Annotated in this window: 16 protein-coding genes; 7 read left to right on the top strand and 9 right to left on the bottom strand. The window is 65.8% G+C overall.

The features are described 5' to 3' along the window. Positions 1-63: 63 nt before the first annotated feature. Genes queC through queF form a run of 4 tightly spaced genes read left to right on the top strand, consistent with a single transcriptional unit; the run spans position 64 to position 2,311 of the window. Positions 64-756: a 7-cyano-7-deazaguanine synthase QueC gene (gene queC, locus AC13D8_RS16325; RefSeq protein ID WP_482969713.1), complete on the top strand. Its 693-nt coding sequence runs from the start codon at positions 64-66 to the stop codon at positions 754-756. Next, complete coding sequence (locus tag AC13D8_RS16320; RefSeq protein WP_104017098.1) at positions 756-1,112, top strand: 6-pyruvoyl trahydropterin synthase family protein; 357 nt, start codon at positions 756-758, stop codon at positions 1,110-1,112. The genes queC and AC13D8_RS16320 overlap by 1 nt, the downstream gene beginning before the upstream one ends. Beyond that, positions 1,091-1,831, top strand: a complete 741-nt coding sequence (gene queE, locus AC13D8_RS16315; RefSeq protein ID WP_482969712.1) for a 7-carboxy-7-deazaguanine synthase QueE — start codon at positions 1,091-1,093, stop codon at positions 1,829-1,831. Before AC13D8_RS16320 ends, queE begins: the two co-directional genes overlap by 22 nt. A gap of 12 nt (positions 1,832-1,843) precedes the next feature. Further along, positions 1,844-2,311 (top strand): preQ(1) synthase, encoded by a 468-nt coding sequence (gene queF / locus AC13D8_RS16310; protein WP_482969711.1) that lies wholly within the window; start codon positions 1,844-1,846, stop codon positions 2,309-2,311. Between the two features lie 285 nt (positions 2,312-2,596). Here queF and clpX read toward each other — a convergent pair whose 3' ends face one another. Then, the gene (gene clpX / locus AC13D8_RS16305; protein ID WP_129432010.1) at positions 2,597-3,862 is read right to left on the bottom strand and encodes an ATP-dependent Clp protease ATP-binding subunit ClpX; all 1,266 of its coding nucleotides are present in this window, start codon (positions 3,860-3,862) and stop codon (positions 2,597-2,599) included. 143 nt (positions 3,863-4,005) lie between these two features. Further along, positions 4,006-4,644: an ATP-dependent Clp protease proteolytic subunit gene (locus tag AC13D8_RS16300; protein WP_129432009.1), complete on the bottom strand. Its 639-nt coding sequence runs from the start codon at positions 4,642-4,644 to the stop codon at positions 4,006-4,008. Between the two features lie 246 nt (positions 4,645-4,890). Between AC13D8_RS16300 and AC13D8_RS16295 the strand changes: the two genes are divergently transcribed. Then, on the top strand, positions 4,891-5,232 hold the full coding sequence (locus AC13D8_RS16295) for an ArsR/SmtB family transcription factor (protein ID WP_482969710.1): 342 nt from the start codon (positions 4,891-4,893) through the stop codon (positions 5,230-5,232). Positions 5,233-5,239: 7 nt separating this feature from the next. Here AC13D8_RS16295 and AC13D8_RS16290 read toward each other — a convergent pair whose 3' ends face one another. The 5 genes from AC13D8_RS16290 to AC13D8_RS16270 all read right to left on the bottom strand — a co-directional run bounded on the left by AC13D8_RS16290 (position 5,240) and on the right by AC13D8_RS16270 (position 12,063). Next, entirely contained in the window at positions 5,240-5,824 is a 585-nt protein-coding gene (locus AC13D8_RS16290) for a carboxymuconolactone decarboxylase family protein (protein WP_482969709.1), read from the bottom strand. Positions 5,825-6,021: 197 nt separating this feature from the next. Further along, positions 6,022-7,248 (bottom strand): acyl-CoA dehydrogenase family protein, encoded by a 1,227-nt coding sequence (locus AC13D8_RS16285; protein WP_482969708.1) that lies wholly within the window; start codon positions 7,246-7,248, stop codon positions 6,022-6,024. Positions 7,249-7,328: 80 nt separating this feature from the next. Continuing rightward, positions 7,329-9,689, bottom strand: coding sequence for a 1-deoxy-D-xylulose-5-phosphate synthase N-terminal domain-containing protein (locus tag AC13D8_RS16280; RefSeq protein WP_482969707.1), 2,361 nt, complete (start codon positions 9,687-9,689; stop codon positions 7,329-7,331). 22 nt (positions 9,690-9,711) lie between these two features. Continuing rightward, entirely contained in the window at positions 9,712-10,830 is a 1,119-nt protein-coding gene (locus AC13D8_RS16275; RefSeq protein ID WP_482969706.1) for a glycine cleavage T C-terminal barrel domain-containing protein, read from the bottom strand. A 30-nt stretch (positions 10,831-10,860) separates the two neighbouring features. After that, positions 10,861-12,063: a methionine gamma-lyase gene (locus AC13D8_RS16270; protein WP_482969705.1), complete on the bottom strand. Its 1,203-nt coding sequence runs from the start codon at positions 12,061-12,063 to the stop codon at positions 10,861-10,863. Positions 12,064-12,172: 109 nt separating this feature from the next. On the opposite strand from AC13D8_RS16270, the gene AC13D8_RS16265 reads away from it, so the two are divergent. Next, a complete protein-coding gene (locus AC13D8_RS16265) occupies positions 12,173-12,628 on the top strand; it encodes an Lrp/AsnC family transcriptional regulator (RefSeq protein WP_482969704.1) in 456 nt (151 codons plus the stop codon). Between the two features lie 207 nt (positions 12,629-12,835). Here AC13D8_RS16265 and AC13D8_RS16260 read toward each other — a convergent pair whose 3' ends face one another. Beyond that, positions 12,836-13,363 (bottom strand): cupredoxin domain-containing protein, encoded by a 528-nt coding sequence (locus AC13D8_RS16260; protein WP_482969703.1) that lies wholly within the window; start codon positions 13,361-13,363, stop codon positions 12,836-12,838. Positions 13,364-13,775: 412 nt separating this feature from the next. Beyond that, on the bottom strand, positions 13,776-14,234 hold the full coding sequence (locus tag AC13D8_RS16255; RefSeq protein ID WP_482969702.1) for a c-type cytochrome: 459 nt from the start codon (positions 14,232-14,234) through the stop codon (positions 13,776-13,778). 12 nt (positions 14,235-14,246) lie between these two features. Between AC13D8_RS16255 and AC13D8_RS16250 the strand changes: the two genes are divergently transcribed. Then, positions 14,247-14,534, top strand: a complete 288-nt coding sequence (locus AC13D8_RS16250) for a hypothetical protein (protein WP_482969701.1) — start codon at positions 14,247-14,249, stop codon at positions 14,532-14,534. The last annotated feature ends 143 nt before the right edge of the window (positions 14,535-14,677 follow it).

Here is a 14,677-nt window from a genome sequence, read left to right as displayed (position 1 = left end):
AGGCGTAAGGCGCGGGCCCAAGCGGTCGCAGCCTACCCGCTCTAAAAAACAAGGACACAAGGTATGGATACAATCGTCATCTGCTCGGGCGGGCTCGATTCCGTGACCCTCGCCCACAAGACCGCCGCCGAGCGCCGTCTCGCGGCGCTCTTGTCGTTCGACTACGGGCAACGCCACGTCAAGGAGGTCGAGAGCGCGCGCGCCTGCGCGGCGCGGCTCGGCGTGCCGCACCGGGTGGTGGACCTGCGCGGCGTGGGCGCGGCGCTCTCAGGCTCGGCGCTCACCGACGACGTCGACGTGCCCGACGGCCATTACGCCGAGGACACGATGAAGATCACCATCGTCCCCAACCGCAACGCCATCATGCTGGCCGTGGCCTTCGGCATGGCAGCGGCGCAAAAGGCGGGTGCGGTCGCGGCGGCGGTGCATGGCGGCGATCATTTCATCTACCCCGATTGCCGCCCCGGCTTCATCGCCGCCTTCCAGGCGATGCAGGATCACGCGCTCGAAGGCGTGGCCGAGGTAAACCTCTGGACGCCCTATGTCCACGGCTCCAAGGCCGATATCGTGGCCGATGGCGCGCACCTCGGCGTGCCCTTCGCCGAGACATGGTCGTGCTACAAGGGGGGCTCGCGCCATTGCGGGCGTTGCGGCACCTGCGTCGAGCGGCGCGAGGCGTTCCACCTCGCCGGGGTCGCGGACCCGACCGCCTATGACGACCCCGATTACTGGCAGGCCGCGGTGGAGGGGCGCTGATGTACCGGATCACCAAGGAATTCCACTTCTCCGCCTCGCATCAGCTCTTCGGTCTGCGTGAGGGACACCCCTGCGCGCGGCTGCACGGGCACAACTATATCGTGGTGGTGGAACTGGCCGCCGTGGACCTCGACGAGACCGGATTCGTGCGCGACTATCACGACCTTGCTGCGCTGAAGTCCTATATCGACGACCATCTCGACCACCGCCACCTCAACGACGTTCTGGGCGACGGTTGCGTGACAGCCGAGCGCATGGCGCGGCATTTCTTCGACTGGTGCCGCGCCCGCTGGCCCGAGGTCTCGGCGGTGCGGGTGAGCGAGACACCCAAGACATGGGCGGAATACCGGCCGTGACCGATCCCGTCCGCGTCTCGGAAATCTTCGGGCCCACCATCCAGGGCGAGGGCGCGCTGATCGGGCAGCCCACCGTATTCGTGCGCACCGGCGGCTGCGATTACCGCTGTTCGTGGTGCGACAGCCTGCACGCGGTGGACGCAGAGTATCGCCACACATGGGCGCCGATGCCGCCTGCGGACGTGATGGCCGAGGTGGCCCGCCTCTCGGGCGACCGGCCGATCCTCGTCACGCTCTCGGGCGGCAATCCCGCGATCCAGCCGCTTGGCCCGCTGATCGGGATGGGCCACGCGCGCGGCTACCGATTCGCGATGGAGACCCAAGGCTCTGTCGCGCGCGACTGGTTCGCCGATCTCGACATGCTGGTGCTTTCCCCCAAACCGCCCTCGTCGGGCATGGCGGTGGACTGGGCAGCATTCGACGCTTGCCGCGCCGCCGCGGGCGATGCGCCGACGGTGCTCAAGATCGTCGTGTTCAACGAGGCCGATTACCACTGGGCACGCGAGGTAGCAGCGCGGTATCCATCCTTGGCCGTCTACCTGCAACCGGGCAACCACACCCCGCCCCCGCCCGGCGACGACACGGCGGTGGTGGACCAGGCGGGCATCGACGCGCGGATGCGCTGGCTGGTGGATCGGGTGGTGGCCGATGGCTGGTTCGCGGCGACCGTTCTGCCGCAACTGCACGTGACGCTCTGGGGCAACAAGCGCGGCGTGTAAAAGGAGACCACGATGAGCGACAACGACATCTACAAGGACCTGACGCAGCTTGGCGGCGCGACCCGCGTGCCGCAAAGCCCCGAGGAGGCGGAACTCGAACGCGTCGCCAACCCGCAGGCCGACACCGCCTACGCGGTGCGCTTCACCGCGCCGGAGTTTACCTCGCTCTGCCCGATGACCGGCCAGCCGGATTTCGCGCACCTGGTGATCGACTACGTGCCGGGCGCGTGGCTGGTAGAGAGCAAGTCGCTCAAACTCTACCTCACCAGCTTTCGCAACCACGGCGCGTTCCACGAGGATTGCACGGTGTCCATCGCCCGGCGGCTGGTCGAATTCCTCAGCCCGCAATGGCTCCGCATTGGCGGCTACTGGTATCCGCGCGGCGGCATCCCGATCGACGTGTTCTGGCAGACCGGCCCCGCGCCCGAAGGGGTGTGGATCCCCGACCAGGGCGTGCCGCCCTACCGCGGGCGGGGCTGAGATCGCGGCGGGGATGGCGTGAAGCGCCCGACCGCCGGGTGGGCGCAAACTCGATTACGCTCTGCGATTTATGGTGCAAGATACTTTAGAAATCACCGCTATTTGCGCCGTTGCAGAAGCGCCCGCCCGAGCGGGCGGTCGGGCGCTGCGCGGCGGCGCGTAAACGCGCCTTGTCCCGCGCCGAGGGCAGGATGCGCATGGCAGGAACAGGCCATTCGCCCACGCGCCTTCAACGAAAAAGGCCCCCGCCTTCCGGCGCGGGCCTCTTTCCATAGGCGTGACTACTCAGCCGGCGCTCGCGCCGCCCTTCTTGCCCTTGGTCTCGGCATAGATGATCAACGGCGCGGCGTCCGATGTCGCCGCCTCCTCGTTGACCACCACTTCCTCGACATTCTCGAGGCTGGGCAGGTCGAACATCGTATCGAGCAGGATATCCTCAAGGATCGAGCGCAGCCCCCGCGCCCCGGTCTTGCGGGCGATGGCGCGCTTGGCGATCGCCTTGAGCGCATCGTCGGTAAAGGTCAGCGTCGCGTTCTCCAGCTCGAACAGGCGCTGATACTGCTTGATCAGCGCGTTCTTTGGCTCGGTCAGGATGGTGACGAGCGCCTCCTCGTCGAGATCCTCCAGCGTCGCCAGCACCGGCAGGCGGCCGACGAATTCCGGGATCAGCCCGAACTTGAGCAAATCCTCCGGCTCCAGCGACGACAGGACCTCGCCGATGCCGCGCTCGTCCTCGTCGCGCACATCGGCGCCAAAGCCCATCGCGCTGCCCTTGCCGCGCTGCGAGATAATCTTGTCGAGCCCGGCGAATGCCCCGCCGCAGATGAACAGGATGTTGGTGGTGTCCACCTGCAGGAATTCCTGCTGCGGATGCTTGCGCCCGCCCTGCGGCGGCACGCTCGCCACGGTGCCTTCCATCAGCTTCAGCAGCGCCTGCTGCACGCCCTCGCCACTGACGTCGCGGGTGATCGACGGGTTCTCGGACTTGCGGGTGATCTTGTCGACCTCGTCGATATAGACGATGCCGCGCTGCGCGCGCTCGACATTGTACTCGCTCGACTGCAACAGCTTGAGGATGATGTTCTCCACGTCCTCGCCGACATAGCCGGCTTCGGTCAGCGTGGTGGCATCGGCCATCGTGAACGGCACGTCGAGAATGCGCGCCAGCGTCTGCGCCAGCAGCGTCTTGCCACAGCCGGTCGGGCCGATCAGCAGGATGTTCGACTTGTTGAGCTCGATATCGCTCTTGCCGGAGTTGTTGAGCCGCTTGTAGTGGTTGTGCACCGCCACCGAGAGCACGCGCTTGGCCATCGCCTGGCCGATCACGTAATCGTCGAGCACCTTGGCGATGTCGTGCGGCGTGGGCACGCCGTCGGTCGCCTTGAGCCCCGCGCTCTTGGTCTCCTCGCGGATGATGTCCATGCACAGTTCCACGCATTCATCGCAGATGAATACCGTGGGCCCTGCGATCAGCTTGCGCACCTCGTGCTGGCTCTTTCCGCAAAAACTGCAATAGAGCGTGTTCTTGCTGTCGCCGGAATTGTTCGCCATGGCTTTCCTTTCAGCGCCGCCGGTCGGGCGGCATGCGCGTCGTCTCGTCTCGTTCGTTCCACCAGCTTAAGTCAGGGTGGATAGCACCACAATGCGATTTTCTCGACCGCCCGCGCACGGGCGATCACCGTTCATTCATCGCCTCATTTGGCGTCATCGCCGTCGCCGGGCTTGTTACGGTTGGTCACGATCTCGTCGATGAGGCCCCATTCCTTCGCCTCTTCGGGCGACATGAAATTGTCGCGCTCCAGCGCCGCCTCGACGGTTTCGATATCCTGCCCGGTATGGCGGACATAGATCTCGTTAAGCCGGTCCTTGAGCTTCTGCGTTTCCTTGGCGTGAATCATGATGTCGGTGGCCTGCCCCTGGTAGCCGCCCGAGGGCTGGTGCACCATGATCCGGCTGTTGGGCAGCGAAAACCGCATCCCCGGCTCGCCCGCGGTGAGCAGCAGCGACCCCATGCTCGCCGCCTGTCCGATGACCAGCGTGCTGACCTTGGGCTTGATGTACTGGATGGTGTCGTAGATCGACAGCCCGCTCGTCACCACGCCGCCGGGGCTGTTGATGTACATACTGATTTCCTTGGACGGATTCTCCGCCTCGAGGTGCAGAAGCTGCGCCACGATCAGGCTCGACATGCCATCATGCACCGGCCCGCTGAGAAAGATGATCCGCTCCTTCAGGAGCCGCGAGAAGATGTCGTAGGCGCGTTCGCCCCGGCTGGTCTGCTCGACCACCATGGGCACGAGCGTGTTCATGTATGTCTCGAAAGGGTCTTTCATCCTGTCCCGCCTGCTGTTGCGGCCCGGCCGTCCTGTCCGCGCCAATAGGTTTCGCCGATCGTAACCGACGGCGTGCTAACGGAGTCTTAGTGGCGCGCCCCACCCCCTGCAAGGGCGCGCGCGCGATTCGACGCCGTGTTGCGCAAAAGTCTGGGCCCGCTCCGGGCACACCCCCCGCGATCACGGGTTTGGCAATTGCCGCGCGCGCGAAATCGCCCTAGATTGAGCGAAAAGGAGCAATGGCACATGCTCACGACCACCCCCGACAGCGCCGACCTGGCGCAAATGCAGCAGAACGCCACCGACGCGGCTGAATTCCTGCGCGCGCTCGGCCACGAGGGGCGACTGATGATCCTGTGCTACCTCGTCACCGGCGAGAAATCCGTCTCAGAGCTCGAGGCCCTCCTCGGCGCGCGACAGGCGGCCGTCTCGCAACAGCTCGCGCGGCTGCGCCACGAGGGCCTGGTACGCACGCGCCGCGACGGCAAGATCATCTACTACAGCCTTGCCGACGCGCGCGCCGAACGCCTGCTCGGCGTCCTGTACGAGATGTTTTGCGCCCCCGACGCGCAGGGGCGCAATAGCTAGGCGCGGCTCAGGCCGCCGCCACCGTCTTGTCCACCGCGAAGGCGGCGAAGGCGTCGTCCACCTGCGTGTGATTCACGTGGTTCGCATAGTTGCTGATCGTCTTCACGGACATCGCGAGGATGATCTCCAGCACGTGGATATCCGAATATCCCGCGGCCTTGAACGCCTCGGCCTCGGCCTTCGTCGGCAGGCCGCGCGTCTCCCACATGTGATGGGTAAAGCGACGCAGCGCTTCCAGCTTGGCATCATCGAGCGGCTTGCCGTCGCGCAGCGCCTGCGTGTGCGCCTCCGACAGCTTCGAGACATTCACCGCCAGCATCGAGTGCGCGGCGGTGCAATAGTCGCAGCCATTGGCGAGCGAGATGGCCAGGAACACGACCTCCTGCTCCGGCGGCGTGAAATTGCCCTGCTCTCGGAAATGCGCATAGCCGTGCAGATAGGTACTCAGCAGCCCCGGATTGATCGCCATGCCGCGATACATGTTCGGCACGAAACCGAGCTTGGCGCGCGCGCCGTCCAGCATCTCCTTGGCCGCGCCTTTAGCGGCATCGTCGCTCACCGGGGCAGTGGTGATCTTGAATTCGGCAGTCATGTAAGCCTCCTTTGATTATGCTCACGCCATAGCTAATCAGGGGCCGCGCGCCATGTAACCGCCCCGCCGGTCACCACATCGTGAGGCCGGTGCTCTGGCGCAGACATACCTGTGCGCGAATGCGCCCCCTTGGCTTCATCTTGCCGGAAATATCCCGGGGGTGTGGGGGCAGCGCCCCCACCCGGGCCGCGCCCCGTTCACACCTTCTCCTGCGTGTGCCGCCGCAGTTCCGCCCGCGCCACCTGCCGCCGGTGGACCGCGTCCGGCCCGTCGGCCAGGCGCAACGTGCGCAGATGCGTCCACATCGCCGAAAGCGGCACATCCTGGCTGATGCCCTGCGCGCCGAACAACTGCACCGCCTCGTCCACCACCTTCAGCGCCACGCGCGGCGCGACCACCTTGATCTGGTGAATCCACGGTGCGGCGGCGCGCGCGTCGCCCTGATCCATCATCCAGGCGGCCTTGAGGCACAAGAGCCGCGCCTGCTCGATCTCCATCCGGCACTCGGCGATGATGTCGTGATTCGCCCCCAGTTGCGCCAACGGCTTGCCGAACGCCTCCCGCTCGAGGCCGCGGCGGCACATCATCTCCAGCGCCGCCTCGGCCATGCCGATGGCCCTCATGCAGTGGTGGATGCGCCCCGGCCCCAGCCTGCCTTGCGCGATCTCGAAGCCGCGCCCCTCGCCCAGCAGCAGGTTCTCCGCCGGCACCCGCACCCCGGTAAACCGGATATGCATGTGCCCGTGCGGCGCGTCGTCATGGCCGTAGACCTCCATCGCGCGCAGCACCTCGATGCCGGGGCTGTCGGCGGGCACCACGATCATCGCGTGACGCTGATGCTTCGGCAGGTCGTCGCCGCCGGTCCGCACCATCACGATATAGACGGCACAGCGCGGATCGCCCGCGCCCGTGGCCCACCACTTCTCGCCGTCGAGCACGTATTCGTCCCCCTCGCGCACGCAGGACATGGCGATGTTGGTCGCGTCAGAGCTTGCCACCTCCGGTTCGGTCATCAGGTAGGCCGAACGGATTTCCCCCTCCATCAGCGGTTTCAGCCACCGCGCCTTCATCTCGGCGCTGCCATAACGGTGAAACACCTCCATGTTGCCGGTGTCGGGCGCGTTGCAGTTGAACACCTCCGGCGCCAGCGGGCTGCGGCCCATGACTTCGGCGAAATAGGCATAGTCCACGGTGCGCAGCCCGGCCCCGCCCTCGTCGGTCAGCCACAGGTTCCACAGCCCCTCGGCCCGCGCCTGCGCCTTCAGCCCGTCGAGGATCTCCACCTGCCGCGGGCTGAGCGCCCAGCGGTCGTCGCGCGCCACCTCGGCGTGGAACTCCGCCTCGCAAGGCGCGATCTCGTCGCGCACCATCGCCGCCACTTGCTCGAGACGCGCCCGCCACTCGGGCCGCAAACCCAGATCCATCCCGCTCTCCCTTGCCGCTTGGTCCTGCCCGCCAGACTGCGCGCCGATCCCGGCAGGTTACAAGCCCCTATTCGGCCCGCTCAGCGCGCGGTGGCCGACGCGGCAACGGCGTCGCGGTCGATACGGAAATGCCGGTAGAGATCGCCGATGGTGCCCGTCTGCCCGAAATGCTCCACCCCGTGGGAAATCGTCCGGTGCCCGGCCACCGCCCCCAGCCAGGCCAGCGTCGCGGGGTGCCCGTCGATCACCGTCACCAGCGTGCAGTGCCGCGGCAGCGGGGCGAGCAGCCGCTCGGCATGGCTCACCGCATCCGCGTTGCCTCGCGCGCGCTCGCGCTGCGCCGCGGTCCAGCCCGCGTTGAGCCGGTCCGCCGAGGTCACCGCCAGCACACCCACGTCGCGGCGCGTACCGCCCGCTAGCCCCGCCGCCGCGATTGCCTCGTCGGCCACCGCGCCCTGATAGGCGATCACCACCTCGCAATTCGGCCCCGGAGGGCGCAGCCAGTAGGCCCCGTCGATGGCGCCCTGCCGGAACGCATCATCGGCGCGCTTGCCGGGCTGTTCCAGCGGCTTGGTGCTCAGCCGCAGGTAGACCGAGCCGCCGGTCTCGTCGCGCAGCCACGTCCGCTCGTCCACGCCCCCTCCCCTGTCGCCCTCGCCATCGCGCTGCAAGTAGTCGAAGGCCCATTCCAGGATCACCGCCAGCTCGTCGGCAAAGGCGGGCTCGAAACTCGCCAACCCGTCCTGCGCCATGCCCGTCAGCGGCGTGCCCACCGATTGGTGCGCACCCCCCTCGGGCGCCAGCGTCACCCCCGATGGCGTGCCGGCCACGATGAACCGCGCATCCTGATAACAGGCGTAATTGAGCGCATCGAGCCCGCGATGCACGAACGGATCATAGACCGTGCCGATGGGGATCAGCCGTCGACCCCACAGGCTGTGCGCCAGCCCCGCCGCCCCCAGAAGCAGAAAGAGGTTCATCTCGGCGATGCCCAGCTCAAGGTGCTGCCCCTCGGGCGAGAAATTCCATTTCGCGGTCGAAGGGATGCGATGCTCGATAAAGGCATCGCGCTGCTCGGTCCGCGAAAACAGCTTGCGACGGTTGACCCACGGCCCCAGCCCGGTGGTGCCCGTCACGTCCGGCGAGGTGGTCAGGATGCGCGCCGCGAGCGCACTGTCGCCCCGCGCCAATCCGTCCAGCATCTTGCCGAATGCCATCTGCGTCGAGATTTCGCGGTCCGTCACCGCCGCAACTTCGGGCACCGCCAGCCGTGCGTCTCCATACCGCCGCGCGCCCTTGGCAAAGAACGGCACACCGTCGAGAAAGGCGCGCAGGCTGTCCACATCTTCGACCCCGGCAAAGCGGTCCCATTCCTGCCCCTCGGGGATGCCCATGTGCGTCTGCCACTCGGCCATCTGCGCCTTTGTCATCAGCCCGCCGTGGTTGTCCTTGTGCCCGGCAATGGGCGTGCCCCAGCCCTTGATCGTGTAGGCGAGAAAACAGGTCGGGCGGTCGTGGTCGATGCTCGCGAAGGTCTCGGCCATGGTCGCCACGCAATTGCCGCCAAGGTTCTCCATCAGGTCCGCCAGTTCGCGGTCGCTCCGCCGCTCGATCAGCGCGGTCACCTCGCCCTGATCGCCCAGGTCGTCCATCAGCCGCTGCCGCCAGACCGCGCCGCCCATATAGGTCAGCGCCGAATATTCCGCGTTGGGGCATTGGTCGATCCAGTCGCGCAGCGCCTCGCCCCCCGGTTCGGCAAAGGCCGCCCGTTGCAGCGCGCCGTATTTCACCCGCACCACGTCCCAGCCGAAGGCGTCGAAAATCTTCTCGATCCGCTCGAACAGCCGCTCGCGCACGATCCCGTCCAGCGATTGGCGGTTGTAGTCGATGATCCACCAGCAATTGCGCAGGTCGTTCTTCCAGCCCTCCTGCAACGCCTCGTAGACATTGCCCTCGTCCAGCTCCGCATCGCCCACCAGCGCCACCATGCGCCCGAGCGGCACATCTGCCCCCCACTCCTTGGCGGTAATGTAATCCTGCACCAGCGCGGCAAAACTCGTGATCGCCACGCCAAGGCCCACCGACCCGGTGGAGAAATCCACGTCATCCACGTCCTTGGTGCGGCTTGGATAGCTCTGCACACCGCCCAGGCCGCGAAACGCCTCCATCCGCGCGCGGTCGAGGTTGCCCATCAGGTATTGCATCGCGTGAAACACCGGCGAGGCGTGCGGCTTGACCGCCACCCGGTCCTCGGGACGCAGCGTCGAGAAATAGAGCGCCGTCATGATCGACACCATCGACGCCGAACTTGCCTGATGCCCGCCCGTCTTGATCCCGTCCACCTTGGGCCGGACGTGGTTGGCGTGATGGATCATCCAGTGCGACAGCCACAACAGCCGCTGCTGGACGGTCTTGAGGTGGTCGGTCTCTGTCTCGGTCATGGCGCGTCCCATCCCCCTGTTTTCACTGGCCCGCGAACGGCAACGGCGCGATCCGCGCAGGCACCGTTCCGCCCTCCAGCGCAACCGTCAGCCCCGCCGTATCCTGCGCCAGGTCGGCCCGTACAAGCCCGACACCGATGGTCCGCCCAAGGCGCCGGGAAAACGCAAACTCGCAAACCCGCCCGACATCCGTCTCCCCCAACATCAGCGGCACTGGATGGCCCGGCGGCGTCGGGCGGCCATCGAGCACAAGCCCCACGCGCCTGCGCGCCGGGCCCTGCGCCGCGATCCGCTCCAATGCCGCGCGACCGACGAAATCGTGCCCCGCCGCCAGATCGACCAGCGCGCCCAGCCCCATCTCGAACGGGTCCGCCCGCGCCCCCTGCCAGCGCATGTCGGCCCCGTAGGAAACGAGCCCGCTTTCCAGCCGCTCGATATCGTTGGGCGCCCCGGGTCCGATCCCCCAGGGCGCGCCCGCCTCGGCCACCAGGTCCCACAGCTCGCCACCGCGCGCGCCATCCCTCAGATACAGCTCGAACCCGCCCTGCTTGGACCAGCCCGACCGCGCGAGGAGCAGCGGGATGCCGTGCAGCTCGGTTTCCTCGAAGCCGAAATACCGCATGTCCCGCACGCGCGGACCGAACAGCGCCTCGGCCACCAGCACCGCCTTCGGCCCCTGGATCGCCAGCGGCGACACGTCCGGCTCACCCACCGCCACGTCCCAGCGCCGCTCGCGCCCGATGGCCGCGGCCCACAGGTGAATGTCGCTGTCGGCGACCGACAGCCAATACCGGTCCTCGGCCAACTTCAGCAGCACCGGGTCGTTGATGAGCCACCCCTCGTGATCGCATAGCGGCACGTAACGGCCCTGCCCGATCCGCGTCTTCGTCAGGTCGCGCGGCGTCAGGTACTGCGCCAGCCGCCCGGCATCCGGCCCGGTCAGTTCGACCTGCCGCTGCGCCGCCACGTCCCACATCGCCACCCCGGTCATCAGCCGGTCATACTCGGCATCGGGATCGCCGAAATGCCCGGGGATCAGCATGTGATTGTAGACCGAGAACCCCCGCACCCCGCTTCGAACGGTGGCGTCGAAGAACGGCGATTTGCGCAGGTTCGGACCGATGGAAATCTGGAATGGCATCAGGATGCTTTCGTGCTGGACATGGACATATCAGGCGGTGTCGCGGAGCACGGTACGGCTCAGCGCCCCGTCCAGATCGTCGAGGATATCGGCAACATCCTCAAGCCCCACCGACAGCCGGATCAGCCCGTCGCTGATTCCGTGCTCGGCGCGCTCCTCGGCGCTGTAGGTCGAATGCGTCATCGAGGCGGGATGCTGGATCAGCGTCTCGGCATCGCCCAGCGACACGGCGCGCGCGATCATCCGCAGCCCGTTCATCATCCGGCGCCCGGCCTCCAGCCCGCCTGTCAGCTCGAAGGCGATCATCGCGCCGGGCAGCGCCATCTGCCGGCAGGCCAGCGCGTGCTGGCCAAAGCTCTCCAGCCCCGGGTAATGCACGGCCGCCACCTCCGGGTGCCCCTCCAGCCACTCGGCCACCACGCGCGCGCTGGCGCAATGCCGTTCCATCCGCAACGACAGCGTCTTGAGCCCGCGCATCACCAGCATCGCGTTGAACGGTGCCATCACCGCGCCGGTCATGTCCTTCATGCCCACCAGCCGGATCTCGCCAATCGCCTCGGCACGGCCCACGACCAGCCCGGCCACCAGGTCGCCATGCCCGCCCAGGTACTTGGTCGCCGAATGCACCACCAGGTCGGCACCCAGCGTGATCGGGCGCGTCAGGTAAGGGGTGGCATAGGTGTTGTCCACCACCACCTGCGCGCCGCCCTCGTGGGCGATGGCCGCCACCGCCTCGATATCCACCAGCCGCATGTTGGGGTTGGCGGGCGTCTCGAAATAGACCACGCGGGTGCGGTCAGAGATCGCCGCGCGAAGGTTCTCGGGCTCGGTCATGTCCACATGGGTCACCGTGATACCGAACTTGCGCAGCCCGTGATGCATGAACGCAAACGTGCAGCCGTAGAGCGTCTGGTCCACGATCACCTCGTCGCCGGGCGCCAGCAGCGTCCACAAGACGGACGTGATCGCCCCCATCCCGGAGGCCAGCGCCAGCCCCGCCTCGGCCCCCTCGAGCGAGGCCGCGCGGCGCTCCAGCAGGTCGAGCGTGGGGTTCGAGATGCGCGAATAGACGTGGCCCGCGCGCTCCCCGGCGAATAGCTCGCCCCCCGCCTCGGCCGACTCGAAGGCAAAGGTCGAGGTCAGGTGCAGCGGCGGCGTCAGCGCGCCCTCGTGGTCAAGCGGGTCGTACCCGAGATGGATGGCGCGGGTGGCGAAGCCTTGGGAATTGCTCATGTCTGATCTCCTGTTTGTGGCAGGATATCGCATCATATCGGGGCACGGATTGCTTTGTGTCCCAATCTATCGCAGTATTTTAGCATACTATGCCAACATGAGGCCCAAAATGGACGACAAGGACCGCCAGATCATCCGCGCCCTGCAACGCGACGGGCGCATATCGAACCAGGACCTCGCCGCACAGGTCAGCCTCTCGCCCTCGCCCTGCCTGCGCCGGGTGCGCAATCTCGAAAAGGCGGGCGTGATCCGCGGCTACGCCGCGCGTGTGGACGCGCGCGCCTGCGGCCTCGCGATCACCGCCTTCGTGCGTATCCGCCTGGAGCGCCACGACGAAACCACCGTGCAGACCTTCGAGCGCGAGGTGGGCCGGATGGAGGAAGTGACCGAATGCCACGTCATGACCGGCCAGACCGACTACCAGCTTCGGGTCGTCGTCGCCTCGCTCGACGCCTACGAGGCGTTCATCCGCGCCCGGCTCCAGCGCATCGGCGGAATCGGCTCGATCGACACCAGCTTCGCCTACGGCGTCGTCAAGGACAGCCCGGTGTTCCCGGCAGAGTGAGGGAGGGGCGGCATTGCACTGTCACGCAGGGCCTGCCCGCGCGAAACCAACCCGCGCGCGCCGTCGCGCCGATCACATCATGCCGATATGAAAGAAAATTTGGTCCGGTTGAGAAGCATAACAAGCGGTTTTCATAGCTGTCACCAAAAAACCGAGAAGGGCGCTGACCGCGCCCTTCTCCGAGAGTCTTTGCTCTGGATGCGATGATCAACTGGACGGAAGTACTTGCTTCACGAAGGTGATATCACCGACCATGCCGGATTCACGGTGTCCGGGCACGTTGCAGGCAAAGCCGATCTCGCTCTTTTTGCCGAACGTCCAGGTCACTTTTGCGGTTTGACCAGGCTCCAGCAGGACGCTGTTGGCATCATCATGCATCATGCCGGCCTGCATCATCTTGTCGTGATTGACCTCGTCGACCGTCATCATGCCAGTGTCCATCATCTTCATCATTTCGTCCATGTGGCCTTGCCACATTTTCTCAGTGCCGAGGTTGAACTCATGCACGAATTCGCCATCGTTGCTGACCACGAACGTGATGGTCTCCCCTTCCATAGCCTGAATGTTTGATGGCTCAAACGCCATCTCGGTCATGCTGACCTCGACAATGCGATCCGCCTTTGCCGGGTTGCCGGGCTGCCCCATCATGGCTGCGTGTTCACCTCCGTGACCGCCGTCGTGGCCTGCCCCTGCGAAAGCGGTTGAGGTTGCAAGAGCAAACGCGACGCTTGCCATGGCTGTTCGATAAGGTTGCATATCAGTTCCTTGTGTCGGTCGAGTGTAGTGTTGAGTGGTTGAAATCAGACCGTCTGTCGTGGGGGCGGCGGATCGTATACCGGCGTGAACCGGTCCGCCACGCAGGCAACCGTGACCGGCATCAGGTCAGAAGCACGTTGTGTCCGGGCGGGATCTTTGCGTTGGGTGCCGATTGCGGATAATGAGCAGGTCATGCCCGGATGACAGTCCTCTGACCGGTCAGCTTCGCCATGCTCGTGACGCACAGTAGCGCTGGATTCCGATGCACGCTGCTCATGCTGGACATCGATGGCCCCAAGATACATCCCTGCTCCGCCTGGAAGGACGACGGAGGTCGCAAGTATGGCCAGCCAGGCGATCAGGGCCGCCCCCATGCGTCGCGCCGAATCCATCAGAAAATTCCGTTCTCCTTCTGAAGGGCGCGCACATAGGCGGTGATCGCCTTCACGTCGGCATTTGTCACGCCGTCCACCGGCGGCATGTTTCCATAGCGCCAGTGATGCGACCTCACACCACTCTTAGCCGCCATCACGAAGGCCATGTCCGAGTGATGACTGGGTTCGTAAATCTTGTGCACCAGGGGCGGGCCCTTCCCTTCGCGACCTGCGGCATCGCCCCCGTGACAGGCCGCGCATTTCGCGTTGAAGGCGCGCTCTCCCATTTGCGCCAGGGACGACAAGTCGTCCGGCACGCTCACCGCGACGATGGCCGCGCCGTCCGCGATGTCCGAGGTGTTGGGCGGGGTCATGGAGTGCCCGGTCGGGCCTGGCCCGGTACGTGTGCTCTGCCAAACGAACGCACCTGCCCCCGCAACCAGCACAGCCGCGATCATCCAACCGAGTTTGCTCATGCTTGACCGACCATGTTGCAAGTGACGGGAACAGGCGCACCGAAAGGATCTCGCCGATCACACGGGTTGCGCGACGAAGTGATGCGATGGGCAGGGTTTGGCTGTCCCGAGTTCTCGATCATCGTCGGCATGTGCGAGATTTTGAACGTTGCCGCGACGCTCATTGCTGCTGAAAGGGCTCGGTGTCTTTCGCACAAAACCATTGGCAAACTTCGCATATTCAGCCTCACAACACGTCATGATTTGATCGAGAATAGCTATGTTCTTGCACTGAAAGGTCAAGATAAACCAAGGCCTTAGGGGCGAGATTATTGTAACGAAATGTATCCTTGATCTTTCGCGGCAATCGCGCTCTTTTACGACGATACGAGGCCACGGGGACCCATGCGTTTTTTCAGACTGACACGAATGGCACATATTCTGTCGCTCATCTTCCTGATGGG

It is taken from the genome of Roseovarius sp. B-10 (genome assembly GCF_056859295.1).
Note: the sequence above shows the minus strand (reverse complement) of the source record. Positions and strands in the feature narration are given on the sequence as shown.